The sequence below is a fragment of the Marinithermofilum abyssi genome, from assembly GCF_014641195.1.
Lineage (GTDB): Bacteria > Bacillota > Bacilli > Thermoactinomycetales > DSM-45169 > Marinithermofilum > Marinithermofilum abyssi.
The window spans coordinates 161,169-187,913 of the sequence record NZ_BMHQ01000005.1 but is presented as its reverse complement, the minus strand read 5'-3'; the positions used below and the strand labels follow the sequence as shown (position 1 = coordinate 187,913).

At 46.0% G+C, this 26,745-nt stretch carries 29 protein-coding genes and 1 pseudogene; 22 read left to right on the top strand and 8 right to left on the bottom strand.

Annotated elements, in window-relative coordinates:
• Nucleotides 1-292 precede the first annotated feature (292 nt).
• Complete coding sequence (locus tag IEW70_RS08560; protein WP_188647502.1) at nucleotides 293-1,375, top strand: YifB family Mg chelatase-like AAA ATPase; 1,083 nt, start codon at nucleotides 293-295, stop codon at nucleotides 1,373-1,375.
• Here the strand turns inward: IEW70_RS08560 and IEW70_RS08555 are convergent.
• Together IEW70_RS08555 and IEW70_RS08550 are read right to left on the bottom strand one after the other, a co-directional pair.
• Nucleotides 1,317-2,933, bottom strand: coding sequence for a recombinase family protein (locus IEW70_RS08555; protein WP_188647501.1), 1,617 nt, complete (start codon nucleotides 2,931-2,933; stop codon nucleotides 1,317-1,319). The genes IEW70_RS08560 and IEW70_RS08555 overlap by 59 nt on opposite strands.
• Nucleotides 2,930-3,400: an ImmA/IrrE family metallo-endopeptidase gene (locus tag IEW70_RS08550; RefSeq protein WP_188647500.1), complete on the bottom strand. Its 471-nt coding sequence runs from the start codon at nucleotides 3,398-3,400 to the stop codon at nucleotides 2,930-2,932. Before IEW70_RS08550 ends, IEW70_RS08555 begins: the two co-directional genes overlap by 4 nt.
• 129 nt (nucleotides 3,401-3,529) lie before the next feature.
• Here IEW70_RS08550 and IEW70_RS08545 point away from each other — a divergent pair, with 129 nt between their 5' ends.
• Nucleotides 3,530-3,796 carry a hypothetical protein gene (locus tag IEW70_RS08545; protein WP_188647499.1) on the top strand — a complete coding sequence of 89 codons (267 nt, stop codon included), beginning with the start codon at nucleotides 3,530-3,532 and terminating at the stop codon, nucleotides 3,794-3,796.
• Nucleotides 3,797-3,903: 107 nt separating this feature from the next.
• On the opposite strand, the gene IEW70_RS08540 is transcribed toward IEW70_RS08545, so the two are convergent.
• Nucleotides 3,904-4,233 (bottom strand): helix-turn-helix domain-containing protein, encoded by a 330-nt coding sequence (locus IEW70_RS08540; protein ID WP_188647498.1) that lies wholly within the window; start codon nucleotides 4,231-4,233, stop codon nucleotides 3,904-3,906.
• A 162-nt stretch (nucleotides 4,234-4,395) separates the two neighbouring features.
• Here IEW70_RS08540 and IEW70_RS08535 point away from each other — a divergent pair, with 162 nt between their 5' ends.
• The 11 genes and pseudogenes from IEW70_RS08535 to IEW70_RS08490 all read left to right on the top strand — a co-directional run.
• The gene (locus IEW70_RS08535) at nucleotides 4,396-4,632 is read left to right on the top strand and encodes a helix-turn-helix transcriptional regulator (RefSeq protein ID WP_188647497.1); all 237 of its coding nucleotides are present in this window, start codon (nucleotides 4,396-4,398) and stop codon (nucleotides 4,630-4,632) included.
• A gap of 435 nt (nucleotides 4,633-5,067) precedes the next feature.
• Entirely contained in the window at nucleotides 5,068-5,319 is a 252-nt protein-coding gene (locus IEW70_RS08530; RefSeq protein WP_188647496.1) for a hypothetical protein, read from the top strand.
• Between the two features lie 19 nt (nucleotides 5,320-5,338).
• Nucleotides 5,339-6,169, top strand: a complete 831-nt coding sequence (locus IEW70_RS08525; protein ID WP_188647495.1) for a hypothetical protein — start codon at nucleotides 5,339-5,341, stop codon at nucleotides 6,167-6,169.
• 640 nt (nucleotides 6,170-6,809) lie between these two features.
• Nucleotides 6,810-7,760: a phage replisome organizer N-terminal domain-containing protein gene (locus tag IEW70_RS08520; protein WP_188647494.1), complete on the top strand. Its 951-nt coding sequence runs from the start codon at nucleotides 6,810-6,812 to the stop codon at nucleotides 7,758-7,760.
• 3 nt (nucleotides 7,761-7,763) lie between these two features.
• A complete protein-coding gene (dnaB, locus tag IEW70_RS08515; RefSeq protein ID WP_188647493.1) occupies nucleotides 7,764-9,095 on the top strand; it encodes a replicative DNA helicase in 1,332 nt (443 codons plus the stop codon).
• 457 nt (nucleotides 9,096-9,552) lie between these two features.
• Nucleotides 9,553-9,780 (top strand): hypothetical protein, encoded by a 228-nt coding sequence (locus tag IEW70_RS08510; protein WP_188647492.1) that lies wholly within the window; start codon nucleotides 9,553-9,555, stop codon nucleotides 9,778-9,780.
• A 107-nt stretch (nucleotides 9,781-9,887) separates the two neighbouring features.
• The gene (locus tag IEW70_RS17870) at nucleotides 9,888-10,037 is read left to right on the top strand and encodes a hypothetical protein (RefSeq protein ID WP_229751896.1); all 150 of its coding nucleotides are present in this window, start codon (nucleotides 9,888-9,890) and stop codon (nucleotides 10,035-10,037) included.
• 5 nt (nucleotides 10,038-10,042) lie between these two features.
• Entirely contained in the window at nucleotides 10,043-10,621 is a 579-nt protein-coding gene (locus tag IEW70_RS08505) for a sigma-70 family RNA polymerase sigma factor (protein WP_188647491.1), read from the top strand.
• Between the two features lie 114 nt (nucleotides 10,622-10,735).
• Entirely contained in the window at nucleotides 10,736-11,239 is a 504-nt protein-coding gene (locus IEW70_RS08500) for a Mic19 family protein (RefSeq protein WP_188647490.1), read from the top strand.
• A gap of 454 nt (nucleotides 11,240-11,693) precedes the next feature.
• Nucleotides 11,694-12,314 carry a LysE family transporter gene (locus IEW70_RS08495; RefSeq protein WP_188647489.1) on the top strand — a complete coding sequence of 207 codons (621 nt, stop codon included), beginning with the start codon at nucleotides 11,694-11,696 and terminating at the stop codon, nucleotides 12,312-12,314.
• A 338-nt stretch (nucleotides 12,315-12,652) separates the two neighbouring features.
• Nucleotides 12,653-12,901: pseudogene (locus IEW70_RS08490) on the top strand (Tn3 family transposase); the annotation flags it as partial.
• 57 nt (nucleotides 12,902-12,958) lie between these two features.
• On the opposite strand, the gene IEW70_RS08485 reads toward IEW70_RS08490, so the two are convergent.
• Both IEW70_RS08485 and IEW70_RS08480 read right to left on the bottom strand, forming a co-directional pair.
• Entirely contained in the window at nucleotides 12,959-13,630 is a 672-nt protein-coding gene (locus IEW70_RS08485; protein WP_188647488.1) for a phosphotransferase enzyme family protein, read from the bottom strand.
• Nucleotides 13,608-13,886, bottom strand: a complete 279-nt coding sequence (locus IEW70_RS08480; RefSeq protein ID WP_188647487.1) for an aminoglycoside phosphotransferase/kinase family protein — start codon at nucleotides 13,884-13,886, stop codon at nucleotides 13,608-13,610. The genes IEW70_RS08485 and IEW70_RS08480 overlap by 23 nt, the downstream gene beginning before the upstream one ends.
• Nucleotides 13,887-14,026: 140 nt before the next feature.
• On the opposite strand from IEW70_RS08480, the gene IEW70_RS08475 reads away from it, so the two are divergent.
• The 3 genes from IEW70_RS08475 (at nucleotide 14,027) to IEW70_RS08465 (ending at nucleotide 16,658) form a co-directional block, all read left to right on the top strand.
• Nucleotides 14,027-15,121 (top strand): tyrosine-type recombinase/integrase, encoded by a 1,095-nt coding sequence (locus IEW70_RS08475; protein WP_188647486.1) that lies wholly within the window; start codon nucleotides 14,027-14,029, stop codon nucleotides 15,119-15,121.
• A 71-nt stretch (nucleotides 15,122-15,192) separates the two neighbouring features.
• Nucleotides 15,193-16,053 (top strand): HAD-IIB family hydrolase, encoded by an 861-nt coding sequence (locus IEW70_RS08470; RefSeq protein ID WP_188647485.1) that lies wholly within the window; start codon nucleotides 15,193-15,195, stop codon nucleotides 16,051-16,053.
• A 182-nt stretch (nucleotides 16,054-16,235) separates the two neighbouring features.
• Nucleotides 16,236-16,658 carry a GNAT family N-acetyltransferase gene (locus IEW70_RS08465; RefSeq protein WP_188647484.1) on the top strand — a complete coding sequence of 141 codons (423 nt, stop codon included), beginning with the start codon at nucleotides 16,236-16,238 and terminating at the stop codon, nucleotides 16,656-16,658.
• 1,047 nt (nucleotides 16,659-17,705) lie between these two features.
• Here the strand turns inward: IEW70_RS08465 and IEW70_RS08460 are convergent.
• Nucleotides 17,706-18,053, bottom strand: coding sequence for a hypothetical protein (locus tag IEW70_RS08460; protein WP_188647483.1), 348 nt, complete (start codon nucleotides 18,051-18,053; stop codon nucleotides 17,706-17,708).
• 728 nt (nucleotides 18,054-18,781) lie between these two features.
• Between IEW70_RS08460 and IEW70_RS08455 the strand changes: the two genes are divergently transcribed.
• Nucleotides 18,782-19,180, top strand: coding sequence for a hypothetical protein (locus IEW70_RS08455; RefSeq protein WP_188647482.1), 399 nt, complete (start codon nucleotides 18,782-18,784; stop codon nucleotides 19,178-19,180).
• Nucleotides 19,181-19,305: 125 nt separating this feature from the next.
• Nucleotides 19,306-19,680 (top strand): hypothetical protein, encoded by a 375-nt coding sequence (locus IEW70_RS08450; RefSeq protein ID WP_188647481.1) that lies wholly within the window; start codon nucleotides 19,306-19,308, stop codon nucleotides 19,678-19,680.
• A gap of 4 nt (nucleotides 19,681-19,684) precedes the next feature.
• On the opposite strand, the gene IEW70_RS17865 is transcribed toward IEW70_RS08450, so the two are convergent.
• A complete protein-coding gene (locus IEW70_RS17865) occupies nucleotides 19,685-19,915 on the bottom strand; it encodes a hypothetical protein (protein WP_229751895.1) in 231 nt (76 codons plus the stop codon).
• Nucleotides 19,916-19,988: 73 nt separating this feature from the next.
• Nucleotides 19,989-20,327 carry a hypothetical protein gene (locus IEW70_RS08440; protein WP_188647480.1) on the bottom strand — a complete coding sequence of 113 codons (339 nt, stop codon included), beginning with the start codon at nucleotides 20,325-20,327 and terminating at the stop codon, nucleotides 19,989-19,991.
• A 733-nt stretch (nucleotides 20,328-21,060) separates the two neighbouring features.
• Here IEW70_RS08440 and IEW70_RS08435 point away from each other — a divergent pair.
• The 4 genes from IEW70_RS08435 to IEW70_RS08420 all read left to right on the top strand — a co-directional run bounded on the left by IEW70_RS08435 (nucleotide 21,061) and on the right by IEW70_RS08420 (nucleotide 26,734).
• Nucleotides 21,061-21,714, top strand: coding sequence for an LPXTG cell wall anchor domain-containing protein (locus tag IEW70_RS08435; RefSeq protein WP_188647479.1), 654 nt, complete (start codon nucleotides 21,061-21,063; stop codon nucleotides 21,712-21,714).
• A 204-nt stretch (nucleotides 21,715-21,918) separates the two neighbouring features.
• A complete protein-coding gene (locus IEW70_RS08430) occupies nucleotides 21,919-24,594 on the top strand; it encodes an ATP-binding protein (protein WP_188647478.1) in 2,676 nt (891 codons plus the stop codon).
• Nucleotides 24,594-25,040, top strand: coding sequence for a hypothetical protein (locus tag IEW70_RS08425; protein ID WP_188647477.1), 447 nt, complete (start codon nucleotides 24,594-24,596; stop codon nucleotides 25,038-25,040). Before IEW70_RS08430 ends, IEW70_RS08425 begins: the two co-directional genes overlap by 1 nt.
• Nucleotides 25,037-26,734, top strand: coding sequence for a hypothetical protein (locus IEW70_RS08420; protein ID WP_188647476.1), 1,698 nt, complete (start codon nucleotides 25,037-25,039; stop codon nucleotides 26,732-26,734). The genes IEW70_RS08425 and IEW70_RS08420 overlap by 4 nt, the downstream gene beginning before the upstream one ends.
• The last annotated feature ends 11 nt before the right edge of the window (nucleotides 26,735-26,745 follow it).

Below are 26,745 nucleotides of genomic sequence, written 5' to 3'. Positions count from 1 at the left end.
TCGGTCAGAGGCCGAGAATTGGTTTAGGGAAATGACAGGGTGGAAGAACCTAGAAAATTATGTTCAAGGGATGATTGCGCAATTCTCCGCCACGTCACATGATAACAGCTGCTGCGTTTCATAACCTGATTTTTATTCGGATGGTTTTCTTCAGCCCCGTGATTCATTTCCCGGGCAATCACATAGATACTTGCAAAAAAAGGAGCAGAATGTTGTCGGAAGTGACAGGAGATCGACAGTACTTGGAAGAAAGATGCAAAAGAAGCGATCATTCTACTACATGGAGGAGACTATGTACGCCAAATTGTTTAGCAGTGCCGTTTTAGGGATTAATGGATACATAGTGGAAGTAGAGGTGGATATAAGCAACGGATTGCCGGTTTTCGATCTGGTCGGGCTGCCGGACTCCGCCGTACGGGAGTCACGAGAGCGGGTCCGTGCGGCAGTGAAAAACAGCGGTGCCCAGTTCCCGTTACAACGGATCACCACCAACCTGGCTCCCGCGGATTTGAAAAAGGAAGGCTCAGGCTTTGATTTGGCCATCGCCTTGGGAGTGATGGCCGCCAGTGGTCAAATCCCTGTGGAAAGGCTGGGTCGGGTGTTGTTTTTGGGAGAGTTATCATTGGACGGCACTTTGCGTCCTTTGACCGGGGTATTGCCGATGGTGATGGCGGGGAAGGAAGCCGGTTTCCAAGAGGTATTGCTGCCCCGGGCTAATGCGGCGGAGGGGGGACTGATCGAGGGAATGGAGGTCATTCCTTTGCACTCCCTGACGGAAGCAGTCCGGTACCTTCGGGGCGAGGAAAAACCGGCGGAATGGAAGGAAGATTTTCGTCATGCGCGACAGGAGCCGGATAGGATCGAGGACTTCGCCGATGTTCAGGGACAAGGGCATGTCAAACGTGCCATGGAAGTGGCGGCGGCCGGAATGCATAACTTGTTGTTCATCGGTCCGCCGGGATCGGGAAAAACCATGTTAGCCCGCAGAATCCCCTCGGTATTGCCGGTGATGAATATGCAGGAGTCCCTTGAAGTGACAAAAATCTGCAGTATCGCCGGTCAGCTGACTCATCGCGGCATGTTGGTGACTCAGCGTCCTTTTCGCTCGCCTCATCACACGATCTCCCAGGCAGGGCTGATCGGGGGCGGAGGAATTCCTAAGCCGGGAGAAGTCAGTCTTGCCCATCGCGGTGTTCTCTTTTTGGACGAGATGCCCGAGTTCTCCAAAAGCGCTTTGGAAGTGCTTCGCCAACCGTTGGAAGACCGGGAAGTGACCCTAAGCCGTGCTCGAGCTGTGATTACCTTCCCCGCTGAGTTTATGTTGGTTGGATCGATGAATCCCTGTCCGTGCGAAGAGTATCATTGCCAAAACTGAATTTCACGAAGACCGTCGCCACTTTTCTCCCCGTTTCGTTCAGGTGAGTATGTACCCGTACCTCTTTGACTAAAGACTTCACGATGGCTCGCCGATCCTCGAATGTCGGTTCCTTCGCTAACTTTTCCCGCAAGTTGTTTAACAATTCTTCAGCAGAGTTGAATTGCTCATCAACCCAGCTTTGAGACTGCCTTTCCTGATCAATCTCGTTGATACGTTTACGCAGTTCCGATTGTTCCTTTCGGATCTTTTGTAGCTGTAGTTCGACGTCTTGGTTGCTGATTAACTGTTTGCGAAATAAATCGAGGATGGATTGTTTCTCTCGGTCCTTTTCCTGTAAGGTCTGTTCAATTAACTCTTTCTCGGATGATAAGTCCGTCTTTACCACACGTTTTTCTTCCATGCTAGCCGACAACTCTTTAATGGCTTCCCCAGGAGATAAGATGAAAGCAACACATTGATTCCAGATTGTATCCTCCAGCCACTGTTGAGGGACATTCTTGGAACGACACTTTTCATTTAAAGGTCCTCTGTAAGCATGTTTTCCCCCACAGACGTAGTACGCTTTAGGCTTTCTTTTGGATCCGGGATAGCTGACTCCTACATATGTCCTTCCACATTGTTCGCACTTGATGAGACTTCTTAAGAGGTATTTTCGACGGCTATTTCTGTCTGCCTCAATATGATTATCTTTTAGAACTTGTTGGGCTTGTTTCCAGACTTCTTCGGAAACGATTGCTGGTACCTCACGAGTGATAAGGTTCCGTTCTTTTGTTGTTCGTTTTCCATAGTGGTGAATCCCCTTATATGTAGAATTTACCACCATGTTACGGATCCGACTGGGGCTCCACATTCCGGCCGTATTTACCTTTCTTTTGCCCCTTTTAACTTGTCGACCGTCTTTTTTGTAGGAAGGAGGGATTCCTAGGGAATTTAGGTAATCGGCTACCTTGATGGTGGAATATCGTTGGGTTGTTATCAGGCGGTATATGAGGCGAATGACATCCGCCTCACTTATGTCCATATCTGGTAAAGGATCTTCGTTCACTTCAAGGTAACCTTCTTGATTGGTTCGATATCCGTAAGGAACAATCCCACCTAACCATTTTCCACTGCGAGCGGCACGGTTCGCTCCATGCCACATACGTTCCAAGATTGTTTCCCTTTCAAGATCGGCTACACCAGCCAAGATGGTCAACATAAAACGGCCATTGGGATTGCCTGTATCAAAGGGTTCGGACATGCTACGGATCGTTACACCATGTTGTTCAAGCTCATAGACCGAGTTAAGGATAATTCGAGCGGATCGTCCCAACCGATCCAAACGATAAACTAGGAGGAGATCAAACTGGCCAGCGTAGGCATCTTTAAGTAGCCGAGCACCGTCTTCTCGTTCATCCAAGGGGATAGTTCCTGTGATGCCATTATCTTTGTACCATTCCACGACATTTAGTTGATGTAGGTCACAGTACTTTCGAGCAAACTCCAGCTGATTTTCAATTGTTCCGCGATCTTGTTGATCTTCCGAAGAAACCCTGGCATAGACGGCGACTTTCATATTTCTCCTCCTGTGCGGGTTTGTTCACATAACTTCTCCCATTCCCCTTGAAGTTGAAATATCCTTAATCGAACGGTGACAATCTCCTCAAGCACATTAAAATGCTCAGCTAATTCCCATGGATTATCTATCCCATTCATCCGAGCTTTAACCAGCTTTTTGAATGGGATGAGATAGGAAGCCGCCCAGCGAAGTGCTCTTTCTTCGCACTGGCTTACATTCAAGCGATCACTGTAACGGTAATGGGTTTTACAAATGGAATAGGTAGTTGAGGTAAAGTGATGACCAAGTTCTTCGGCTAGGATTGAACGTAATGCAGCATGTTGATGTTGAAGTGAGCTACTAAGTCCGATAACAGGATAACCGCTTTTGGTTTGCCAATAATAGCCGACTAAAGGAGTGCGAAACGGATACCATTCAACAATAATGTTCTCTTCGTGGGCGAGATGAAAAAGGCCAAGTGCCAATCCATACCCCCCTTGCATTTGTCTATGAAGTTGTCATAAAAAGATCGCCGATGCGAACGTATGTTCCCTTTTTATTATAATTTAGGTACAATGGTAAAACAACATTTCTTTTTTCAGGTGTTAAACCAAATGGGAGGAAGCTTTTTAAAAAGTAGTTCAATAAGGAGGGATACCATCATAGACAAAAATATTGCGGGATCATGGGAATGGGATGAACAATTGGAGAAATGGATTAGCCAACTGGTATGGTTATCAACCAAGCATGTAGAGGTCATTGTACACAATGAAGTGACCCCGCAGAGATTAGAAGATATCGAACGGCAACTGAAATTATTGAGTAAACGGGAGCAAGAACTGAAAAAAGGAAGCTGCTCAACATCTTCTTCAACTACATAACGATTCACGTTCTTGGAACGGGATTATTAGTACTTATTTTTGTTTAAATGTTTTGCGTTTCCTTTAATTCAAAGTTCGATTGAAATCGCAAAAGAAGTTATGAAAGTTCAATCAATCCCGTACTTCTTCCGTATAAACTCCTTAAAGTTCTCGACATCCTCCCGCGCTTCCTTAGGCCAATCTGCCATGGGGTCATCGCTTCGATGGGCGGCTTCGGTTTCAATTCGGGAAGGGATGTCAGTACGACCGAGGAGGTAATCAACGGAGACATCAAACAGATCAGCAAGTTGTTGGAGAGATTTATAAGGAGGTTCACGTCGACCTTGCTCGTAATATCCATAGGCGCTTTCAGTGATGCCTAATTTTTTAGCGACATCACTTTGACGTAAACCATGTTGTTGTCTTAATTCTCTGAGGCGAGTAGCAAAAATGTTCACTTAGACTACATCCCTTCCGTAGCAACTTCAAGTTAAATTCATTATACAACTGAATGTTGGGTAAAAAAATAAACACAACAAATTGTTGTGGTTGCTATTGACAATCCAACAGTTAGTTGTGTTATGATATACACAACAAAACGTTGGGGGGTGATAACGGACATGAAACGGCGCTACCAATTAATACGTTTCCGTAAAGAACGAAATTGGTTTCAAAGGGATGTTGTTACTAAGTTAAATAAGGAGTATGGATTCAACATTAGTGTGAGTTATTATGGGATGATTGAGCAGGGGACTAGGACTCCTAAGCTGAACTTAGCTTTTGCCATTGCAGATGTCTTTGATAAGAGTATTAGCGAAATTTTTTTTTGCAATCAACACAACAAAATGTTGGGTTAGATCGTTGATTTAAAACCTACTGATCCGAAGGGAGGTAAAACTAAATGTCCCAACAGCTTAACGTTAAGCACCCAAGAGGTATCAAATTCGAAGCGAGTTATGAACCAGACATGAAAAGGATGGTTAAGGCACTCAAGATCGTACTCGAATCCCAGCCGACTAAGAAGATCGAAAAGAAAGCTGCTAACTCTTGAGAGGAGGTAAATCGGTGCACTTCGAGGGAGTGGAACGAATCGTTGGCAAAACTGACTACGGTATTCCAAAGGTCCTGATTTATTGGAAGAGTCCTAGTGGTAAGGATTGCGGGTACATGTCCATCCCTAAAGCAATAACTCTCCTGGAAACAAAGAAAAAGCCCATTGAAAAGGGCCGATAAAAAACTCTTGACAAGATCAGTTTATCATACCCGGAGACAAACCGGAAGGAGAGCGATCCATGGGCACTTTGACGCTGGTTAACCACGAAAAAGAAGTGACGCTGTACCACCTTTACAAACACAAGGCCACGGTGAAGACGAACGAAACAGTCAATCCAGATGATCTGGACTCGGTGTATGAGGTGGCATATAAAGCGGCAGTCCAGTCGGGTTTCCACCCCTGCGGTTACGATCTACTGAATCCTCAAGTCAAAACCATCGACAAGAATGTTCACGAAGTGATCTGGATATCTGCCGTTCATTGCGACTGATCCAGAAAGGAGAGAGAATATGGCCCAAGTTAAACAATTGCCGCAGGATCGGCCCCAACCTAAGGGACTTATCACTCCCGCGGCTTCAGTTGAACAGACCCTGGAGCAGTTCCACATCTACCAACAGATGAAATCCCGATTGGGAACCACAGATGACTTTCAGAACATTAGCGGCAAGCAACATCCCAAGAAGAGCTTTGTCCGTAAGGTACAACGGTTTTTCAACGTTTCTTGCGAAATTATCCAGGATGAACCACTGATTGATCCCAAGACAGGAAAGATGATTGCTTGGTTGGCGAAGGCTCGGGCGACTCATGTGGAAACCGGGGCCTATCAGGAAGCGGACGGATCTTGTGGGTTTGAAGAGAAAGTTGAAAAACAGCGAACTCTCCATAACGTTCGCGCCCATGCTATTACGCGAGCGAAAAACCGGGCCATCCTGGACTTAGTTGGATTCGGGGAAGTTTCCGCCGAGGAGATTGCCGAACGGAGCGAACATCATTGTCCACCGCAACAGAGTTTCCGAGAGACGGGACAACGAGCACAAGGGCTTGCAACGGAGGCTCAGCGGCGGAAAATATTCGCCATGGGTCAAAAAGAAAAAGGCCTGACAGAGAATCAGCTTCGGAAGCTGGTGAAGTATCAAACTGGAAAAACATCCACTTCGGAGATGACCAAGAAAGAAGCCAGTGAACTGATCAAACTGATGATCGAAATGAGCGGAGCGGAGTTGGTTCAATTAATTGGTGAGAAAGCATTGGGTACCAAGTTGGATGATCTGCCCGAGGCGGAAGTGATAAACGGGAGCGAGATTCAGGACGATGAGCTAAAGGAGTTGGGGCTGGCATGATGATGAATGATCAAGTTCCTGTGTGGCTTTAGTGCGATGATGAAGACTTGGTGGCGGATCTGAGGGCTCACCGTCAGATCTTGAAAGAGGAGAAAAAAGCCCTTCGTTATGCGAAAGAGGCTGGAGACTACAAAAAAGCATGCCGGGTTCAAGCCGACATGCTTTGGAGAGAATCTGAAATTCGCAAGTTGGCAAACGAATTATACGATTCGTCCAAAGTTTACCATAACGCAATTTAAAAAACAAACGGCCCACCGGGAGCCGCAATCCCGGACACATCATCAAAGGAGGAAAAAGCCCATAGGAACGATCACCCGAGAAACCCGGAGAATGGCTTATGAGCGAGTTATAGAAACAGCGGAAACCAGACGTCAAATTGTGTTGCGGGAGTTACGGAAATGTCCTCGACTAACCGCTCGTGAACTTGCGATGAGGTTGTGGAAACAGGGGATCATCCCGACACCGGAACGGAATTTCGTCCATCCGCGCTTTACAGAGATGGTGAGGATGGGCGAGTAGCAGTGATAGGGAAACGGACATGTAGCAAATGCGCGGTATATGTTGCGGTGGATCCACGAGAGAGGGCGCAGGGAGTTTTAGATTTGTAAGGCAGGAAAGGTGTCTTGAAGGAGGTGAAAAAATGGCTGGTGTGCCATGGATACGAATTTCAACCAGCATGTTTGAAGACGAGAAAGTGAAATTGATTCAAGCATTGCCTGAAGGGGATACTCTCGTTGTTATATGGATACGGTTGTTGACGATGGCCGGAAAAACGAATGATAACGGTTATATCTATTTGAGTGAAGGCACCCCGTATACTCCACAAATGCTTTCGGTTATCATGAACAAACCTCAACCAGTAATGGACTTGGCACTTCGAACCTTTACTGACTTTCAAATGATAGAGGTAGACGAAAAAGGTATCTGCATTCTTAACTGGGAGAAGCACCAGAACATTGAGGGATTGGAGAAGATTCGAAAACAGACTAAAGAAAGGGTTAAACGCTATAGAGAACGCAAGAAAAAAGAACAACTGCTATTACCTAAGGGAAAATCCCAAAACGAAGATTGTAACGTTACAGGTAACGCTACAGAAACGCCCGGTAACGCAATAGATAAAGAAGAAGATAGAGATAAAGAAAAAGAGAGAGACAGGAGAGAGAAAGAAAACCTCTGCTTCAAAGAAGACATCGAAGCCTTTGTTGAAACCCAAATGGCTTCCAACCCCTTATTGGTAAGTCCAAAACTATTAGTAAAATACATCGATTGTATCAGACTGACGCGAAAAACCACCCGGATATCCCGAAACATTGTCTTAAAACTCTGGGAGAAGTGGCAACAATACAGTCCAGCAGTGGTTACTTACGCCATGTGGGTACACGTGGAGAAGCACGATGACAAACGAGAAGAGTACACGCTAGGAATCATGCGGGGAACCGATGAACATGAAGCGAACCGTAAGCTCATCATGCTGAAAAACAGACGACAACCTGCTTATAATCAACCGCCTTCACGACGTGTAGACGAGGAAGAACCAGAGGTTATTCGACGGATTCGCGAGATGGAAAAGGAACTGCAAGCGGAGGGATAATCCGTGGAGTTAACGTTGCCCTGTAACACCCAGATCGAAAACGAATTAATCGGCGCCATGATCGTGGACTCGGAATGTATTCCCGATTTAGTGGAGCTATTGCAACCCGAGGACTTTTATCAGAGAAGTCACCAGCAACTGTGCCGGAAAATCTTTGAGTTGTGGCGGAAACACAAACGGATTGAACTGGCTTCTGAGTTGCAACTGTTAAGTCAGTTCAGCGGACTTGCCATCAGCGCTCTAACGGAGATTTGTGGGGCAGTGATCACCACCGATCCGGAAACCCTTCGGTATCGGGCCGACCGACTTAAAAGCATTGCCACCCATCGACGATTTGTCCAATTCGGAGCGGAAGTGGCGGGCATGGGTTATCTGAAGGGCTCTGAAGAGATTCGGGAGATGATCAATCGTGCGGAAGCCAAACTCTCCCGGATTGCGGAAAACCAGCTCTGTGTTCAGACGATGAGCACCGCCCAAGAGGCCGTGATGCGGTACGCGGATCGGTTTGATGAGCGAATCAAGAATAAATCATTGATTACAGGAGTACCGTCGGGGTTGTTGGATTTGGATCGGTATACGGCGGGGTTCCAGCCGTCGAGCTTGGTGGTTATCGGTGCCCGCCCTTCGATGGGGAAAACCTCCTTTGCCATGCAAGCTGCCTATCACATGTCCGGTGTTAAGCAATTGCCCACCCTGGTTTTTTCTCTGGAGCAGCCGGAAGAGCAATTGATGGATCGGATGGTGGCCAATGTCGCCCGGGTGGATCTACACCATATTAATACGGGCTTGGTTAAGGACTCGGAAATTCAACGGTGTACTGATGCCATGGCGAAGATTGCGGAATGTAAACTGACTATCGACGACGAGGGCGGGGTCTCTGCAGCAGAGATCAAAGCGAAGACCCGGCGAGCGATGCGGGAAATGGGTGAACTCTCCTGCATCATCATCGACTACCTAGGGGAGATGGCACCACCGGAGCGTGGCATGAGTCGATATGACGCGATCTCTGAAAATGTTCGCCAACTCAAAGCCATGGCAAAGGAGCTGAAAGTTCCGGTCATTGTTTTGGCTCAACTCTCTCGCGCTGTGGAACAGCGACAGGATAAACGACCGGTAATGTCCGATCTTCGGGAATCCGGAGAGATTGAGCAGGCCGCTGACGTCATCCTGTTCCTCTACCGTGACAAATACTACAACTCCGAGACAGAGATGGGGGATTTGGCGGAAGTGATCATTGCGAAAAACCGGAATGGCCCGAAAGGTACCACGAAATTTTACTTTCATGAATCCTACACGCGTTTTGATCCCATCCAGAAGGGAGCGGTAAACCAATGAATATCAAGATTGGAAAGTACACATTGACGTCAGACGGAAAGTACAACCTGACTGCCAATTTTTTTGTCAAATCAAAGCCGAAAAAACGGCGGGGAACCCTATCAAACATTAAGGCCTGTATCACTAGAGGATTTCTGCAAGTGGGTACTGGATCGAAAAGGTTATAAAGAGCCAAGCGCAGAGTATCGAAGAGCTTCGGATGGAAATTCTTACGGCCAAGGCAGGATTGTTGAAGCGATTCAAGCGATGGAGGGATCAAATGATGATTTGCTGGTTTAAACCAACCAAAAAAGCCCGGATCACTTGCAAAAAGTTTTATCAATAAGAAATAGGATTGCAGACACCGCGATAGAGGTCAAAAAGATATGTGGTCGGTACTAGACCCCTCAAACAAATTTAAAAGTCCGCTATCAAAGTCACACAGGCTGAGAGAGGGTTGTTAAGGAGGGGAGTTAAGATGAAGCAAATGGATAATCAGAAAAAGCAGTTACACATTGCTCAAGCGGATGAGTGTTCTACTGATCACAAGCTGTCTATTGATGAACAACTGGATGAGATCAACGACTTGGCGGTATTGGCCCGCTTGTTTCCAGAAAATATGTCAGAATACCATGAACGACGGGAGAAAGTGAAGGATAAGTTGTCAGCGACCGTTACGAGACAGGGCGATAGAGACGAAAAATAAACGGTCAGGTATTTAGACCCCTAAAAAAGAGATTGGAAGGCGTCAGCGGCCTCACAACAGCCGAGAGGGGATCTATAAACGGAGAGAAGGAGCAAGTAGGAAGTCTGATGAATGATCCGCTTTTGAAGGCATTGGAAAACCTTCAAGAGGCCAGCGTCAAACTACTCCAACGAAGTCTAAAAGAAAAGATACGTATAGCGATGGATGCTATTTGCGATTCCATCCAAGAAGCACATCAAGAAGAGAAAGGAATGTGATTTTGATGGCAAAACCAATGGAATATACAGTAGACCAAGAGATTCGGAGTAACTTTGTGAAACGGCATCAACAACTGGTTTACTTTGTCGCTCATCAATACAAACGGTCGGGAATCGAGTGGGAGGACCTAGTACAGATCGGTTATATGGGACTTGTGAAAGCGATGGATCGGTACAATCCAGCAGTAAAGCGGGTTAAATTTAATACCTTTGCGATCCATTACATTCAAGGAGAGATTCTTCACGAGCTTCGGTATCGGAAACGACATAACCCAGCCGTGGAAATCTCCGTTGAACAAACCATCAAAGGAAAAGAAGACGGAGAAGAATTACGATTAGTCGACACCTTGGGAACGGAACCGGATGTGGTGGAGTCCCCGGCGATGAACCACGTGGATTTGGAAGAGGGGCTTAAACATCTGACCCTGGTGGAACGGGAAGTCATCGAGCTACGGTATGGGTTGAAGGACAGAATAGTACGGAAACAAGAAAAGGTGGCAGAGATTTTCGATGTTTCGCGCAAAAGAATTAGTCAATGGGAGCAAAAAGCCATGTGGAAGTTACGCCGCTGGATGATAAGATAACCCCTTTATCCTTGTGGGGAGGATGAAGGGGAAAAGAGAGGGGTCGACACCCTCAACCTGAGTTTACAACAGAATCAGGAAGAGGGCTATCCTTTCAACAGGGAGGATAATGTGATGATACGGGCCGTAGATAAACAACTAACGATATTTGGAGAAGAGTCACGGAAAAGGGTGCGGGATCGGCTCCGTGGATGGTACGATCTGACCCGCAAAATTGATCGTTTGAAACGTCTTATCGCAAAAGATAAGGAAACACTGAAATACCTGGATGATCAGATTGAAGCATCCCTCGTTCCCAATTACGAAATGATGGATATGCCACGGGTTTCCGGGACAAGTGATAAAGTGGGGAACCTGGCGGTCAAGCTAGCGGATAAACGGGAAGAACTTCGGCTGTCTATTTTGCACAATGAGTTTGAGCTCAACGATCTGGAACGACAGCTTCGTGAGATTGAAACGGCTGTAACTGAGTTGAGCCCCCGTCATGCAGAAATCGTAAAACGATATTATTTGTATAACGAGAACTGGGGAACTATCTGTATACGGATGCACATCCAGAAAAGCAGGCTTTATGAGATGTTGGCCGAAGTGTTGGATGTTCTTGGGGATCAGTTATAATTACGTTATGCATGCAACTCTGTATCATCAAGGATAAAAACGCCGATACTACGGAATTTAGCGTAGTATCGGCGTTTTTACTATATTTACAAATAAAGAAGGAGCATTTATCCGCTGATTCATAAATATGCTACTCGTTTTCCGAGAGGGAAAAACAGAGAGGTAAGGAAATGACAAAGAGTGAAGTTTATCCACCAGTCAACTTCTCAAGAAAAAAGAGCCCGAATAGTCCGCCACAGCCTTTCCCTTGGGTTCGTGGTGGTTTTTTAAGTCGGCCCGCCAGGGTGTTTTTTTAGCAATGTCAGGAAAAATTACTCATCTCGGGGGTTTTGTATAGGGGGGCTAATGTAACATGACACGTTAAACTGATTCCCAATCAAAACTCTAGGAATGTAATTATATAATAAAGGATATTCTCTGCTTGGCGGTAGATTGAAGGGAGGCTATGAATTATATGGACTTTGGTATATGGATCACTGTTTTAACTATTGGTGTTCTTGTTGTCCTATCCCCTGGTCCCAATTGGGCGGTTACAATCAAAAATAGTTTACATTCAAAGAAAACAGGTTTTTCAACAGTGTTTGGAATGGCTGCCTGGACACTTATCCATATCTTTTATTGTTTAATTGGGATAGGGATCGTGGTTACCAAGTCAATTATTTTGTTTAACTGTATAAAATGGGCAGGTGCAATTTATCTTATCTACATTGGAATAAAATCTGTACTAACGAAAAAGAGTAATAACAACGTACTGGGAACTTACAAAGCTATATCAGTAAGAAAGGCATTTGTAAATGGTTTTCTGACAGATCTACTAAATCCTAAAGCTACGTTATTTTATCTGGCACTGTTTACTCAAGTAATTAATCCAGAAACTCCTGTAATAGTTCAGTTTTTCTATGGCTCTACTGTGATGATAATCGAATTGGTTTGGTACTCAATGATGGTGATTTTCCTTACACATAAGGTAATTCGTAACGGATTCCTTTCTATATCCCATTGGGTGGAACGTGTTACAGGAACAATCCTGATTGTTTTGGGATTTCGCTTAGCACTTTCAAAAGTAAACAATTAAAGTAGGAGAAATTCTAATCTCCGATTCACCCTAACTGAGGCGTAATTTTTTATAAGGTACCAAATCTCTGTTATGTAACGTTAAATGCGCTTCACAAGAGAAACAGACTGTATATTGTATTCACTCTGGAAAAGGGTATGAAAACGCAAAAGTCCCCATGTAAGCCACAGGGAATTTTACGTATAGGGAAATGCGAAAGGGATATGAATTTCGCGGCATACACCCACAATATGCACCTGCATGGTTTTGGTTCCTTGTTCCAAAACAGCCCGTGCTATTTACACGGGCTGGGAAACAGGGTAAGTCATATAAGGAGGTGTAAGTAAAACCGACGCTAAACCAATCAATTGGAGGATCAGGAAGTGGCGGTATTATCTTTGCACTTGTTGCAAAACTGCTTGGTCTTTATCAATACGCTGATGATCCAGGAAGTCTTAATGGAGGATAATCACAAACTGTTGAGTCGGCTAAACCCGGAGGACTTCCGTGCTTTAACGCCGTTGATCTATTCCCATGTGAACCCATACGGGACTTTCCGGTTGAACATGAGGGAAAGATTGTCTTTGGGCGATAAAAATGTGTCTTAAGTGTTAAGGCCCCTTAGTAAAGGGGCCTTGATTTCAGGAATACAGGGTATACAGAAGCTATCCCGTTATCTCATCATTAATGAATCGCATATAGCGCCGTATTCGTTCGGCTGGTTCTCTTCGAACCATTTCAATATCTTGGCGAATCGGGATTTTCCCACTCATATAAAATATGCGGAGGGCTGTTCCTAACCGAATTTCTTCTTCGGACAGTTTTTTTCCATACCCCTGGGAGAAGAATGGCCACATTTTAGCTAAATGATCCGCTGCACGCATATGTAACCGAACAGTACCAATATCGAAGCTTCTGGGTCCCCATCCGCACTCGTCAAAATCTAAACAAACCCATTGATCATGAGTAACAAGAATATTACCAACATGGAAATCCCCATGTACAAATTGTCGTTTACCTAGACCAATTTGTTTTAATTGGCCTTTGATCTGTTTTGCCGTTTTTATACAACACGCTCGATCCTCTTCCGTTAAAAAGGAAGCACTAATTAACTGTTGAAGGGGCTTTTCTATTAATGTAACAGTGTCGTACAAAGGTCTGGACCATCCTGGCCAATCTTCTGCTACTTTTTCCTGTACTTGATCAGCAACATCGTGAAGGCGGCGCATCAAAAAACCAAGTTTGCGATAATCTTCGGCTGTCGGGAGAAGAAGGGTATCACCTTTAATAAATTGAAATACCGCATATATCTGTTTAAGAGAGCCCTGTACATCCATTGTTAGTAGCTCTCCATTTTGATTTCTCAGGGATTGATGGGACTGGGAAATGCGGTCTTAAAGTATTAATCCACGCCAACTCAGCTTTAATTTGAGGTACATCATAACGATTTTGGCGATACTTTCTTAAAACCCAATTCCCGCTTGAAGAACATACCTGGTAAGTTTTATTTTCTCCTTCCTGCATTAATGTAAAGGATGTTGATTTATCCCAACCGTAACTTTTCCGCAAAAAATGTTGCTCTTCTGCTTCCAATGTTCTCACCGCTTTTTCAGAATTGACCAATTATATTCTATCAATTTTGATACTTATATGATATGAATGTTGTAGTTTGAATCACTTCACAGAATGTCCCTTCTGTGAAGTGATTGGTACATAAGGAGGGGAATATTCGGGTGAAAAATGTCCATTATCTCGAACATTTCACTTCACGAAAGGAAAAACCTGCATTGGACGACCTTCCAGACAGTTTGGAATCCTGGATGGAGCAATACATGCAACTGGCGGTTGTCGGGGTTCGCTCCGAAGAAGTCACCCAAAAGATTGGGCTCCACTTAAAGCGGTTCCTGGAATTCTTTTTGGTTTCGTACGGACACGATCGGATCTCCGCCTGTTTGCAACGAGATGTATTGGCCTGGCGGCGATCCCTCCAAGAACAAGGGCTATCACCATCTACCGTGAACAGCCATATCGCTTCCCTGTCTGCTTTCACCACCTGGGTCCATATCCAGGATCCCTACCGGTTTCCGGCCGGTGATCCGGCGAAAGGGATCCGGGAACTGGGATTGCCGCCATTGGAACCCCGGGCGCTGTCGGAAGACCAAGTCCGTTCCCTCAAAAACCTTTGCGATCGGCTGGAACGGTTCCATCAACGCAAGGGACGGCGGTGGAAGGGAAAGAAAGCTCCCCTGAAAGCTCACAGCCGTCCGTGGAGGGACCGGGCGATTGTTTTCGTTTTGCTCTCCACTGGTTTACGACGACAAGAACTCGTTGGTCTCAATGTCAGCCAGTTGGAACCAAACATTCCGGAAGAACTAAGGAAAGCCCGCCGTGCCCGGATTCGTCGCGTCAAGGGAAAAGGGGGAACAGAACGGACCGTTTTCCTTTCAGCGGATGCCCGCTTGGCTTTGGCCGATTATTTGGAGGAAGAACACCAGAAGAATACAACCGAGGAAACGTCCGCGCTCTTTTTAAGTGCGACGGGATTACCTGCGCGAAAACCAGACGGACGGCTGTCTTCACGGGCAATCAATGGGATATTGGAGCAGATCGGGCGTTGGCATGACGCAGAGGTGACCGATTCAAGACGAAAGATTTCGCCCTTACGTCCTCATGATCTCCGACATACCTTCGCCTTTCGTCTAGCCCAGGAGACCGGTGCAGATGCCTATGAACTGGAACGGCGTCTCGGCCATCGCTCCCAACGATACATCCAGCGTTACACTAACCCGCCGGAGGATATGGCTGCTCAGTATGTTGAGTTGTTTTAAAAGGTGGCTGGTATTACCCTTATTTATGTGGTAAAGTCTTAAATCAATCCAGGTGTGAGGGAGGGGTTTGCGTGTTACTAAGTAAAAAAGCGAAATTCAAGTCATTTTCTAACATAACAAGCCCTAGGCACATTGTCTTTTGCGATTTTGATGAAACGTACTATCCCCACTCCATGAATGGCGATCGACAGCATTACTTACATGAGCTTGAAGATTACATAGAGAAAAAAGCGAATAATGGTGAACTGATGATCGGTTGGGTTACAGGGAGTAGTGTGAAATCCGTATTAGATAAGATGGAAAGAGGGAACTTCCGTTTTTTCCCTCACTTTATCGCCAGTGATCTAGGAACTGAGATCACTTATTTTACCGAAGATCATTTTGGAAAACGAGATTCAGGATGGGATTCCCGCCTAAAAAACGGGAACTTTTCCAAAGGAAAAAGTGATGAGATCATTCAACTTTTACAGGAGAAATACCAGATCTATCTACGTGCCCAAACCCAACTGGGTAGTTCACGTTATAAACGTAACTATTACTATCAAGAGCAAAACGAATCGGTCGATGAAAAAAACTTTTTAGCCATTAAAACAGTCGCTCAACAGTACGGTGTTGCAGTAAATATTAACCGTTGTAATCCGCTTGCAGGAGATCCGGAAGACTGTTTTGATGTTGATTTTATCCCAACAGGTACAGGGAAAGACGAGATTGTACGGTTTATGTTGAATAAATACAAAGTGAAGCCAGAGAATGCTTTTGCATTTGGCGATAGCGGAAACGATTTACGGATGTTAAAAGTAGTAAAACACGGTTATTTGGTTGAGAATGCAACAGAGGAAGCAAAGAATGCTCATGCTAAAATTGCAACAGGCGAGTATTCAATCGGGATTATTAACACGCTAAAATCGATCATTGATAATTGCTTGATATAGAAAGGATGGGTTCTGCGCCAGTACAAGTGGCGCTTATTTATTTTGATTAACTTTACAGAATACGTGTTTTTCGTGGGTTTGTTTACTTTACAGAATTCGCATCACTTATCCGAAAACCAGTCCCTTACATAGGGGTTACCGGACCGAAAAAAGAAAATTGTACTAACGAAGGGAGGGCTTTGATGATCCAAATAAAAAATGACTTAGAGAACCTTGACTGGGATGAGCTTGAATCGGTTTTCCAAGCGGTTGGATGGAAAAAGCATACGAAGGATCGCTTAATCAAAGCTTTTCAAGCAAGTTATTACATTGCTATAGCTTATGATCAGAACAGAGTTGTTGGATGCGGTAGGGTACTGTCCGACGGAGAAATGTACGCTTGTATTTATGATGTTGTGATTCATCCCGAGTACCAAGGTAAAGGCGTTGGCAAAGCGATAATGAGCAACATTCTTTCCAAGTTAGAAAACATCTCTTTCGTCCATTTGACAGCGACTACTGGAAATGAATCTTTTTACGCCAAGCTAGGACTCAAAAAGCATAAAACCGCTATGGCAAGATCTTTAAATCCGCAATACGCCACGGAATACTTGGAAGAAGTGTAACACTCAAACCCGGCTCCTTAGCGTAAAGGGAGCCGGGTTTTTTGTAGACGTCGATCGCCTTAACGTACGATTTTCTTTTTTCGGTCCGGTGACCCCTTATACAACATTTATGCAAACGGGCGTGGACCCCTTCTTTTTCAAGGGTTGGAGGAGATTTTTACTTTTTATGGAATCTACTTTGCCCCTGGTGACAGCTTCGCTGGTATTACCCCTATAAGGCGTAGTGAGAAAACGGCGATTGTCTATGTGTACCCGCTTAGATGGGAAAAGAGGCTTTTGCACCAGTTACTCTGCGGATAGACGGACATACAATACCGTGGCAGGAAAATTATAGCGAGGTGATTATAAATGGAACATGGACCTGTAATGCCCTTTCCGTGGGAGGCACAGTACAGCCTGAACGCATGGCCAGAATACAATGTTTCAATGGAACCACCGAAGATGCCATATCCGCCCATGCAATATCCGAAGATGCCTTACCCGAAGCATAGACACTGCTGTATGGTTGATGCCCACAAGCTGCACAAAGCCTATCGTCGAAGCAAAAAAACCACCAGAACACTGAAAAAATTGTTGCGGCAATGCCATTGTGGCTACCATCCTCATCATGAATCCTCCCGATCGAGATGGGAAAGTTCCTCCTCTAGCAGTGTATATGGCACGGAGGAACAAGACTCATAACAAAAGCGGACGTCCCTTGGGCGTCCTTTTTACATAAAAACCCTCACCCTGCATGCCCAACAAGGTGAGGGAACGAGGTGAATATGGAACCGGCCCTGTGACACGTTATGCTTGTCAGTGATCACTTGACACGAGGCAAACGCACAGACCCATCCTGTCCCCATCCGTGGAAAAGGAGGTAGCGGCGTTTTTGTATGGGATCAATGCTGAATAAAGTGAACCCGTTCAAAATGAATGGGTTCCCGGCTTAGCGTAGGATTTTTTTAAAATGCTGGCGATACCCCTTATTGGTGGATGCTCCTTAAATCTGGACACAAAAACAAGCCCTGTTGCGCCTTCATTTCCTTACCTCCTAAAGCGAACAAATTAATCATCAGGCTTTGAATTACGACATCTTTCATATCTTTCATATCTGTAATATATTCTATAATTTTTTTGTTTTGGGGCTCGATTAATCAATAACCTTCTGAATTCAACTAGAAACCATATACCATATATAATAGCATTAGTAACAAATAACCAAAAGAAAAATTTTATAATTATCTGATTCCACCATTCCTCAGGAAAATCCTCAGGGAAAAAGCCTTTTGGAATCCAGGAGGGTGCATCGCTTCGATTCCCGTACAATGCATAACCGAAAATAAAAGAAATGGTAATAAAACCGATAGTACCCAATCCCGATTCTAAAACATACTGATATCTCTTTTTCTTCATAGTACCTCTCCATAATGATGACTGATTATTTGAACTGGATCTCTTTATGCACCAGTCAGTCCATATAGGGGCAATACGGACATCGCCATCAAGTTAAGAAAAAAGTACCCCCTAATTAGTTATTCGGAAGACAGTCATTATTTGGTGTTTTTCTAAGAGGATCGCTGCCCAGTCTGGCAGCGTAAAGAAGCCCCTAGTGCTATTGCAGTTGATCCCGCAGAAAAAAGAGAATCGTAAGCAATCCTCAGTCTTAAAAAAACCGCCCCTTTTGGGGCGGCAAGGCTGCTGACAAAGGTAGAAAGGAGTGTAAATCACGGTCCTTTTTTGATCGTTACAGTGTCTACGTTTCGGGAGGGGGTGAATTACCCCCTCCGATTTCCGATAAGCGTAACTGTTTCGGAAGCTAGAGAATAAGCTAGTTTGGGATTAAATATGATTTTAACGAATACATCGCCATTCTGCTGAAAGCCGTCCGAAATGGGCGGCTTTCTTCCGTTTGTTTCAACCCCCAGACTCTCTCAATATAAAAAACAAACCCCGTCATTGGCCTGATCTGGACCCATAAAAGTAGACAAGATAAAAAACCCACTAGGACTGTTATAATTGATAGTGGATAGAAATTTTTTTATTCTTACGAATAACAAAGCAGAATGGGAACCTACGTGAGCCCCTGATGGTCGTAATAAGGGAAGGGTGGAAACAGAATCCGCACGAAGGGATTGGTTCATTTGACAAAAGGTCGGGTTGTTTTTTTCGGTGTCACGGCGCTTTTAATTGGTACGTTGGCTTTTGTCGTTTGGACCTTTGCTCAGGGCTCAGGAAAACACGACAGTGCCCCCCTTCACGCAGGAAAATACAACCATGTCCCTCTCAACGAACGGTTAATTCATACCATACCGAAAGATAAACGCGATGACTTCAAAGGCGAGGACGCCAAAGATCTTCAGAAGCTGGATCAATTAACGTACCGAGACAGATTGCTCGTTCCTACCACCTTTTTTAATCCCGACTTTCTTAATGTGACACCGGGGCCAACACAACAGACAACCATTCCATGCGCATTCCCCCATGATCATAGTAGAGAAAAGACGGAAAGAGGTTCATTCCAACCGACCACTTTAATATGAGTTCCTTTCCGATTAGCCTGGACCCTTTTAGGGCTAACAATTTCTGTTGAATTACTCAGAGGGTGGTTAAATCCATAGAGAAAGTCAGAAAGGAGTTATAATAATGAAAAGGAGGATAAAGGCGAATGATCAAGCGCATGGGGATTCCGATGCTCCTTCTTCTGCTCATCACCGGTTGTTCACCGAAAATGGAGTTTTCCTTCGATTGTGAAGATCAAACCATGACGGTTGAGCTTACCAACACATGGACCGCCGACGGACACTGGGAGGTTCATACCTATCCATTGGATCCTCCTCCAAATGATGAAGGGGCATCGGATAAACTAGTATTCAAACAGAGGCACTCAGGGGATGACATCACGGTGGAGGGAATCAAACCGGGTTACACGGTGTCAGTGATATTTGCAGGGTTAACCAATCACGGCTATCAGAAGTTGATTGGAGCAACCCAGTACAAAGCCTGCGGATCGTATACACCAGTGAAATACTATAATCCATAATTCTTCAAAAGGTGGAGATGGAAAGGAAAGCTCCTCTGGCGTTGACCACGGATGAATAAGGGGGAAGATGATGAAATTTCGAGTCAAAGGTGAGTTGCATCGAAGAACATTTCTCATCGGCCAACACGCCCAATCCGGAGCCCAGGTTCAACCCGATTTCCGGCCGGACGACCGTTTGTTTTTCGATGTATTTTTTAGCTTCCTGGATTTTTATTTGTTGCAAACGGTTCGTCATCTCTGTTTCCCCTCTGCTTTCACATCCGGTTCAAAATCCCTTTTACCAGGCGAATGACCGTTTCTTTTATCCGTTACGCCGTTTCCATCACCTCTTCAAGGCTGAAAGATTGGTGTAAAATACCGACGGCCATGTTGAAAATGCACATGCCCAGCACCTCCAAAATTACCGGAAAAAGACCGGAAAAAATCCGGAAAAAGATCATGAAAAACGGGTAAAAAGAGGAATAAGAGGTTTTAAAACAACAAAATAAGCGAAAGGTTGAAAGCATTCGGCTAACGTCGGGTGCTTTTCTCTTTTGCGATAAAAGGAAATGGGGGGGATCGCAACGTTTTCTTAACCAAGTGATCGAAGGAGATTGCCTTGGAAGAATGCGAGCCTTGCCACCGGAAATCTTGGATGCTGTAATCACTGACCCACCTTATTGTAGTGGTGCGCATCAGGAATCGGGGAAAGGGCAAAGAAACCGCATGACGCCAAGTAAATCAAAAAGTCGGTGGTTCGGTGGAGATGTTCTGTCCACAAACGGATTCTTCTGGTTTATGCGGCAATGCGCCCTTGAATGGCACGGATGCTAAAACCAGGTGGTCACGTCATTATTTTCATTGACTGGAGGATGGTGCCTTATCTTTCGGCGGCGATAGAAAGTGCAGACTTTCGTTACAATCACCTGTTGGTATGGGATATAACCTATTTCACGATGGGGTCATGTTTTCGTAATCAACATAAGTTGGTTCTTCACTTTTCGAAGGGGGCAGGAAAGCCTCAACGAAAGGATACCGGGAATGTCCTTTCGTACAAACCGGTACAAGGAGGAAAACACCCCACAGAAAAGCCAGTGGACTAAAGGGTCAACAAAAAAATCCATGAAAGGATGATGAACATTTTTGGATGGAAAAAGCGTCGCAAACAACAAACGTACGCTTCAAGCCAAGATTGGCTAACCAACCCAGCACATCCCTTGTATGTCGCTAATAGCTTCACTTGGTTAGATATAAGCCGTTCCAGCAAGTCTCGATTCAGGGGGTTCTTTTGGCGGCGGTAGTGATTTTGGAGGTGGTGGAGATTGCGGAGGTTTCTAAGCATCCGAAAGGGTACTTTTTCTATTGCCACACAAAACAATGGGGGAAGGAAAGATTGAAACGTTGAAAAACAAATGGATTCCGGTAACAGCGACGGTGACCTTGGGGGTATTATCGGGAAGCTCTTTTGCTTTTGCTGATCCGGGGCTACCGCTGAATAATGACTTGCCTAAACAGGTAGAATCGGCGCCCGTAAAGGCGCAACCCGTTCAAAATGAATTGGAGGTTGGTCTTTCTGTTGGAAGCAAAACACCAAAACAGGAACAACCAAAGCCGGAGCCTCCGACCATGGAGCCACACGATGACCAACTGTCTCCTTCGATGGAAGAACCGGAGGTACAGAAACCTCCCGAAGAACAGAAGAAGAACCCAGCGGAACAACCCAAGCAGGATGTTTCTCAAAAGAAACCTGAACAGCCAACGCCTTTGATCCAAAATCCCGTGAATCAACCAAAAGTAACGCAGATAGTTTCTCATGAGTCAGATAAACAAATGAAGAAGCCGAAAAATGACCAGAAAGAAAAATCTTTACCCAAAAAGCTTCAAGTAAAACCTTCTACAGGAAAGGGTGATCAAAAACAAGAACGCGTACCGAAAACCATCGATGGAGGAAAGATGCCTAAGACAGGTAGCCCAGCACCCTTGGTGGCTCTCCTAGGTCTGGTGATTGCGGCGGCAGGATGGGGAGTGACACGATTGAAGCGCCATGAAAACTAAAACGTTGATTGGTGGCGGATTGATGGTGCTTGGATTGGTTATGACGGGCTGGGGTTGGCATGATTTGCACCAACAACAGTCTTTAGGAAGGGTATATCAGCCACAGGATAAGCCAGAGCGCCCTCTGGTTGTGAAGGTTCCTCCGCCAATGGAAGAGGCCGATGATGTCGTTTACAAGTCAATCCCCAAAAAAGGAGGGATACAATGGATCTGATCAAAGTGAAGTACGAATTTCCAACGCTGATCCGTTCCGGTAATATGATCGTCAACAAAGATGGTCAGGCGTTTGGCTACTACCATGTTCCACAGATCAACTATGACTTTCTCTCCGACGGGGAACGGATTCAACTGAGGGACAAATTAAAGAAGTTCCTTAACGAATGTCCCTATGACATTGGTTTCAAAGCAATTCCGGTTCCTTATTCCCCTTGGGAGTCGATGAATGACGATCCGAAAAAGGTGCCAGGTTGCATGCGGAAGACCTGGAAAACCACCCTGAAGAACGTGGAACGTATGCTGAGGAAGTTGGTTCCCAGTCGCGAAATGCTGGTACTCAAGGTCAATATGGAAAGTGTTAGCGGCAATTTGTTAGAGGAGATTCGGCGAGGGCTTTATGAAGTGGTGCGGGACCCTTCCGTCTTGGTAGATGAGTTTATGGGCGGCGACTATTATCGCTTGCCGTTTACGGAGTGGGAGCGGTTTGAACAGGCGGAGCAGGATGTCTACAACCACTTAACCACCTACTTTCTTGGTGGCATTACCCGGCTGGGAGAGTCGGAAGTGTTATATCTGACGGAGCGATGCGGATGTCGGGGAGTCAGCCCAGAGATTCAGGAAGAGCCGATGGATTTGCTGGTTCGCGATGGGTATGTCCATGTATCTAAAGCCGACGTTGAACGGGGCATGAACGATGTGGACCTTAGTTTCAAAAAGCCGCTGGGTATGGTCCGCTGGGAGAAAGATTTTCCCGAAGAAACCATAAGGGGCTATTTCCAACTTCTGACGGTTTCCTGGTTACCCCCAGGAATCGGCTTTCCCAATAAGGCAGAGGTGTTTCGAAAGGCCAAGGAGCTTCCCTTTCCGGTGGAGATTGACATGGATTTGGAACTGATGCCCAACAACAAAGCGCGTAAGGAACTCAAGAAAAAATGGGATCTGATTACAGGCCAGATCAATCATACTGTGAAGTCCAAAGGGGAAGAGACGGAAGAGCGGGATATTGGTAAAGATGCCGAGCGCAAAGCGGCCAATGAAGCCTTGGACGAGAAGTTGGAAGAGGAGAAAACGCCTCTGTTTAAGATGCGCCTGGTCTTTTGTGTCTGGGGCGATACCCCGAAAGAGGTGAAAAATCGTCGGGGGCAACTCATCTCCAAGATGAAGGAGATCGGATTGCGTTTGGAGATCCCGCGCAACGATCAAAAAAACTTGTATCACGATACCCTGCCCGGAGCAGGGAAGATGGATCGGCATTACATTGTCCGACCGACGGCGGAGTTTGTGGCGAGCTTCATGCCTTTGGCGACAACGGAGGTGGGGGACCCGGCAGGGATTTACCTGGGCACCACGATCATGTTGGGAACCAAGTCCGACAAGAGGAAAATCGAACAGTGGGCGAGAGGGAATACCCCTGTGTTCATGGATGAGTCGCGGGCTAGGGATCACCTTTCCAAAACCTCCTCGTCGCTGATCATGGGCTCCCTTGGGCGCGGAAAGACGATGCTTAAGTGTTATATCGTGTATCGACGGCTGCAACGGGGCGTTCACCAGCTTCTGTTTGAGCCGAAAAACGAACTGTGGTCCATTGCGTATGAGTTATCGGAGTTGGCGGAGATCACCAATATCGTCTCTGTTGGAAACACCATTCGGGATAAAGGGAAGTTTGATCCCTTGCTGGGGATCGAAAAGGCCTCTGCCGACGAGCGAATCCTAAAGGGGCAGTTGGCCGAAAGTATGCTGCTGTATCTTGCCGATGAAAAAGACTCTTCTTGGGCAGGAACAGCCATCGGGTATGCGGTGCATGAAACAATACATTCAGATCGTCACCCGTCGATGATACGGGTGTTGGAACACTTGCGGCGGATCGCCACAGGCGAGCAACAGTACCCGGATCTACTCTTAAATGATCAGGCGCGGGACGACGTAGCGCGCATCCATGCCAGTTTGAAACGAAAAGCCCGCCAGTCCCAAGCCCAGTTGCTGTTTGGGGATGGCGATGAAACCCCGATCGATATCTCCAATCCGCTTACCATTATTCAGATGCAGGACCTTCAAATGCCTAAACCGGGCAGGCCTGATTATCGATTAAATATGACCCTGTTGATTGCCATGACCGAGTTTGCCCGGCGGTTTGTGAACCAGCCGACTCCGTATGCCAAAGGGGTGGTGTTTGAGGAAAATCACCGACTGATGGAAGTGGATGAGGGGGAAATGGCTTACCGGGAGTTTATGCGAACCTGTCGCTCTAAGGATGCCGATGTGATGACCATTATCCACAACGCCAAAGACCTGCGGGGCAAACGGGAAGAGAAGTTGCGGGAAGGTGAAGACGGCGGGGAAGACATTCGCTCCAACTTGGGATACCGATTTTGTTTCTCGGTGGGCGATGAAACGGAGGCGGCTTCTGCTTGCGATATTCTGGGCATTGAACCGAATGAGGACAATATCTCGGAGATTATGAACCTGGATTCCGGTGAATGGATCATGCGCGATCTGGACGACCGGGTGGCGAAAGTAAAGATGGATTTGGAGCAATTGGACCCGCGTCTTTTTAATGCCTTTGACCACCGTCCGGAAGCCAATCGAAGGAGGGAGAAGGAATTTGGACATTTACGGGAGAAAAGAAATACGGTCAGTAAAGGAACACAGGAGGGGGTGATCTAATGAATATCCGATGGATCGGGCTGGCGGGCCTGTGCCTGTCGGTCTTTTTGGTAGCTGCCGCGTGCACTGAATCGGCTTCTGCCCCAGAGAAGCCCAAAGGACCGAAACTGACGCCGGGAGAACAAACGGCGATTGATTTTTATAAGGCAAGGTATGTTGAAGGAGACTCTAAAAAAGTTAAACGTCTTTTGGATAAGAAGGTTGATTGGTTGAAAGCTGTCGGTAAATCACCTAACAAACCTATATCAATTCAACCCTATAAAGGCAAAACACTAACTCACGATCATGGAACCTACATCATTTTAACGCCAAAACAAACGTATATAACAGTGGAAGTAAGTCAAGCAAGCGGTAAGTGGCAAGTCACAGATTTTGATTCAATTGACCAATTTGAAGTTAACCAGGTGACAGACGAAGGTAAATGGAAGAAGGTGAAGCAGCCATGAGGAGATGGTTGCCTCTCCTTCTTTTTTTGTTGGTGTTGGTGCCACATACGGCTTTTGCGGACAGTGCCTTAGACAATATGCTCCCGTCTCACTCTCCGGCAAACGATCCAGATAACGAGTTATACGAACAATTCGACCTGGAATCCTATCGATTTGACGGGTATTACGAAGGAGTAACCAGCCCCATTCAAGAAACCATTAACTTTTTCATCGGTTGGGGCATGGTGATCATTGCTCTGGGCGTCAAAATGGGGATCTACCTGTACCAATTGGCGTTTAAGATTCCGGGGTTTAATACCTTAGCCCGTGCCGTTTCCGATCTGGTGGAGTATCTTGGTGGGAACTTTTTTGAGGCGGTTATGCAAATCGCTTTCAACATCATGGGTGTTTACGTCCTGGTGGAGTTGATCCGCCGCCGATATGCCGATTCCATGAAAGAGGTAGGGAAAAGCATTTTGTTGCTTTCCATCACCTCGTTGTTGTTTACCAACATGTATTCTGTGCTCAAAGGCGTTAATGATTTTAGTTCCAAATCCAGTGACGTGATCGTTTCCGGGGTGAACTCGGTAAAAGGGCAAAAGCAAGAAAAGGACCAATTCTCCGCGGAACCAGGAACGGAGGCGCTAGTAGAGACTAGCAACCACATTTGGACCAACTTCGTCATCATCCCTTGGCAATTGGGGGAGTTTGGGAAAACCATGAAACCCGGCTCTGAAATTAGCCCGAAATCCAAAGACCCTAATGCTCGTATGACATATAAGATGTTGAGTGCGAAAAATGAAAAACAACGCGAAGACATAACAAAAGCCTTGGTGAAAGGGAAAGATTCCAATGATTTTGTGGATGTCTTAAAGGATGTCGCAAATTGGGCAGGATTCAAAATTAAACAAGAGGGTCCACAGTATCCTTCCATGACTGGATGGGGTGGGCTGATGGCTCGAGGAACGATTGCTTTCTTTGCGTTTATCAGCGTGGTTATTTTTACTCCCCTGTTACTGACGCTCTCGCTCTTTACAGCAGGGTATGGGATCGGATTCCTCCTGTTGGGCAGTCTTGCAGCGTTTATTTTCCTCTACGCCCTGTGGCCTCAAGGTGGTATCTGGAGCGTTATCAACTGGTTCAAGCAGTGGATCGGTGCTGGGCTGTACAAGATTGTCGCGGTCTTGCTGTTGTCCCTGTATCTTCTGTTGTCGACCAAGCTGTACACCCTTTTCAGCGGTTGGGGCTGGTTTGGCAGTGTATTGATCCAAATTGCTCTGCTAGCGGTGATCCTTTTGCACCACAAAAAGGTGTTTAAGCTCTTTAAACGCCCTGTTACTCAAGCACAAAACGTGATCCAAAGCTTCCGTCAAATGACACCGAAGCAGATCCAACACCGGATGGAGAAGTGGGGAAGGAAAGCGGAAGGTTACGTGGATCAAGGGGTAGATACCGCGATCCGAAAAGGAAGGGGAGCCTATCACGGAGGCAAAGCCTACATCCAAAAATTCCTCAGTGGTTCCTCGAAGCCAAATCGACCGCTCCGGTATGTAGAGCCGTTCCGCAATCCGGAGTACGATGCCTATCAAACAACGTATGGTGGCCAGATCGATTTCAACCTGCCTTCGACGGCCAGAAGAACTCTGGTAATTCTCGCGCTCTTTCCATCAGCAGCCCTGCCCAGTCGAATAACGGTGGTCAACCCACCTTCGTAGCGAGCCACCTA

What these genes read in the sequence shown, in the direction of transcription:
- IEW70_RS08420 (WP_188647476.1), top strand. Translation starts at nt 25,037, where the DNA reads ATGAGGAGATGGTTGCCTCTCCTTCTTTTTTTGTTGGTGTTGGTGCCA.
- IEW70_RS08465 (WP_188647484.1), top strand. Translation starts at nt 16,236, where the DNA reads ATGATCCAAATAAAAAATGACTTAGAGAACCTTGACTGGGATGAGCTT.
- IEW70_RS08430 (WP_188647478.1), top strand. Translation starts at nt 21,919, where the DNA reads ATGGATCTGATCAAAGTGAAGTACGAATTTCCAACGCTGATCCGTTCC.
- IEW70_RS08555 (WP_188647501.1), bottom strand. Translation starts at nt 2,933, where the DNA reads ATGAAAGTCGCCGTCTATGCCAGGGTTTCTTCGGAAGATCAACAAGAT.
- IEW70_RS08560 (WP_188647502.1), top strand. Translation starts at nt 293, where the DNA reads ATGTACGCCAAATTGTTTAGCAGTGCCGTTTTAGGGATTAATGGATAC.
- IEW70_RS17865 (WP_229751895.1), bottom strand. Translation starts at nt 19,915, where the DNA reads ATGACGAACCGTTTGCAACAAATAAAAATCCAGGAAGCTAAAAAATAC.
- IEW70_RS08460 (WP_188647483.1), bottom strand. Translation starts at nt 18,053, where the DNA reads ATGAAGAAAAAGAGATATCAGTATGTTTTAGAATCGGGATTGGGTACT.
- IEW70_RS08450 (WP_188647481.1), top strand. Translation starts at nt 19,306, where the DNA reads ATGATCAAGCGCATGGGGATTCCGATGCTCCTTCTTCTGCTCATCACC.
- IEW70_RS08500 (WP_188647490.1), top strand. Translation starts at nt 10,736, where the DNA reads ATGATACGGGCCGTAGATAAACAACTAACGATATTTGGAGAAGAGTCA.
- IEW70_RS08525 (WP_188647495.1), top strand. Translation starts at nt 5,339, where the DNA reads ATGGCCCAAGTTAAACAATTGCCGCAGGATCGGCCCCAACCTAAGGGA.
- IEW70_RS08505 (WP_188647491.1), top strand. Translation starts at nt 10,043, where the DNA reads ATGGCAAAACCAATGGAATATACAGTAGACCAAGAGATTCGGAGTAAC.
- IEW70_RS08510 (WP_188647492.1), top strand. Translation starts at nt 9,553, where the DNA reads ATGAAGCAAATGGATAATCAGAAAAAGCAGTTACACATTGCTCAAGCG.
- IEW70_RS08535 (WP_188647497.1), top strand. Translation starts at nt 4,396, where the DNA reads ATGAAACGGCGCTACCAATTAATACGTTTCCGTAAAGAACGAAATTGG.
- IEW70_RS17870 (WP_229751896.1), top strand. Translation starts at nt 9,888, where the DNA reads ATGAATGATCCGCTTTTGAAGGCATTGGAAAACCTTCAAGAGGCCAGC.
- IEW70_RS08530 (WP_188647496.1), top strand. Translation starts at nt 5,068, where the DNA reads ATGGGCACTTTGACGCTGGTTAACCACGAAAAAGAAGTGACGCTGTAC.
- IEW70_RS08545 (WP_188647499.1), top strand. Translation starts at nt 3,530, where the DNA reads ATGGGAGGAAGCTTTTTAAAAAGTAGTTCAATAAGGAGGGATACCATC.
- IEW70_RS08520 (WP_188647494.1), top strand. Translation starts at nt 6,810, where the DNA reads ATGGCTGGTGTGCCATGGATACGAATTTCAACCAGCATGTTTGAAGAC.
- IEW70_RS08425 (WP_188647477.1), top strand. Translation starts at nt 24,594, where the DNA reads ATGAATATCCGATGGATCGGGCTGGCGGGCCTGTGCCTGTCGGTCTTT.
- IEW70_RS08485 (WP_188647488.1), bottom strand. Translation starts at nt 13,630, where the DNA reads ATGGATGTACAGGGCTCTCTTAAACAGATATATGCGGTATTTCAATTT.
- IEW70_RS08495 (WP_188647489.1), top strand. Translation starts at nt 11,694, where the DNA reads ATGGACTTTGGTATATGGATCACTGTTTTAACTATTGGTGTTCTTGTT.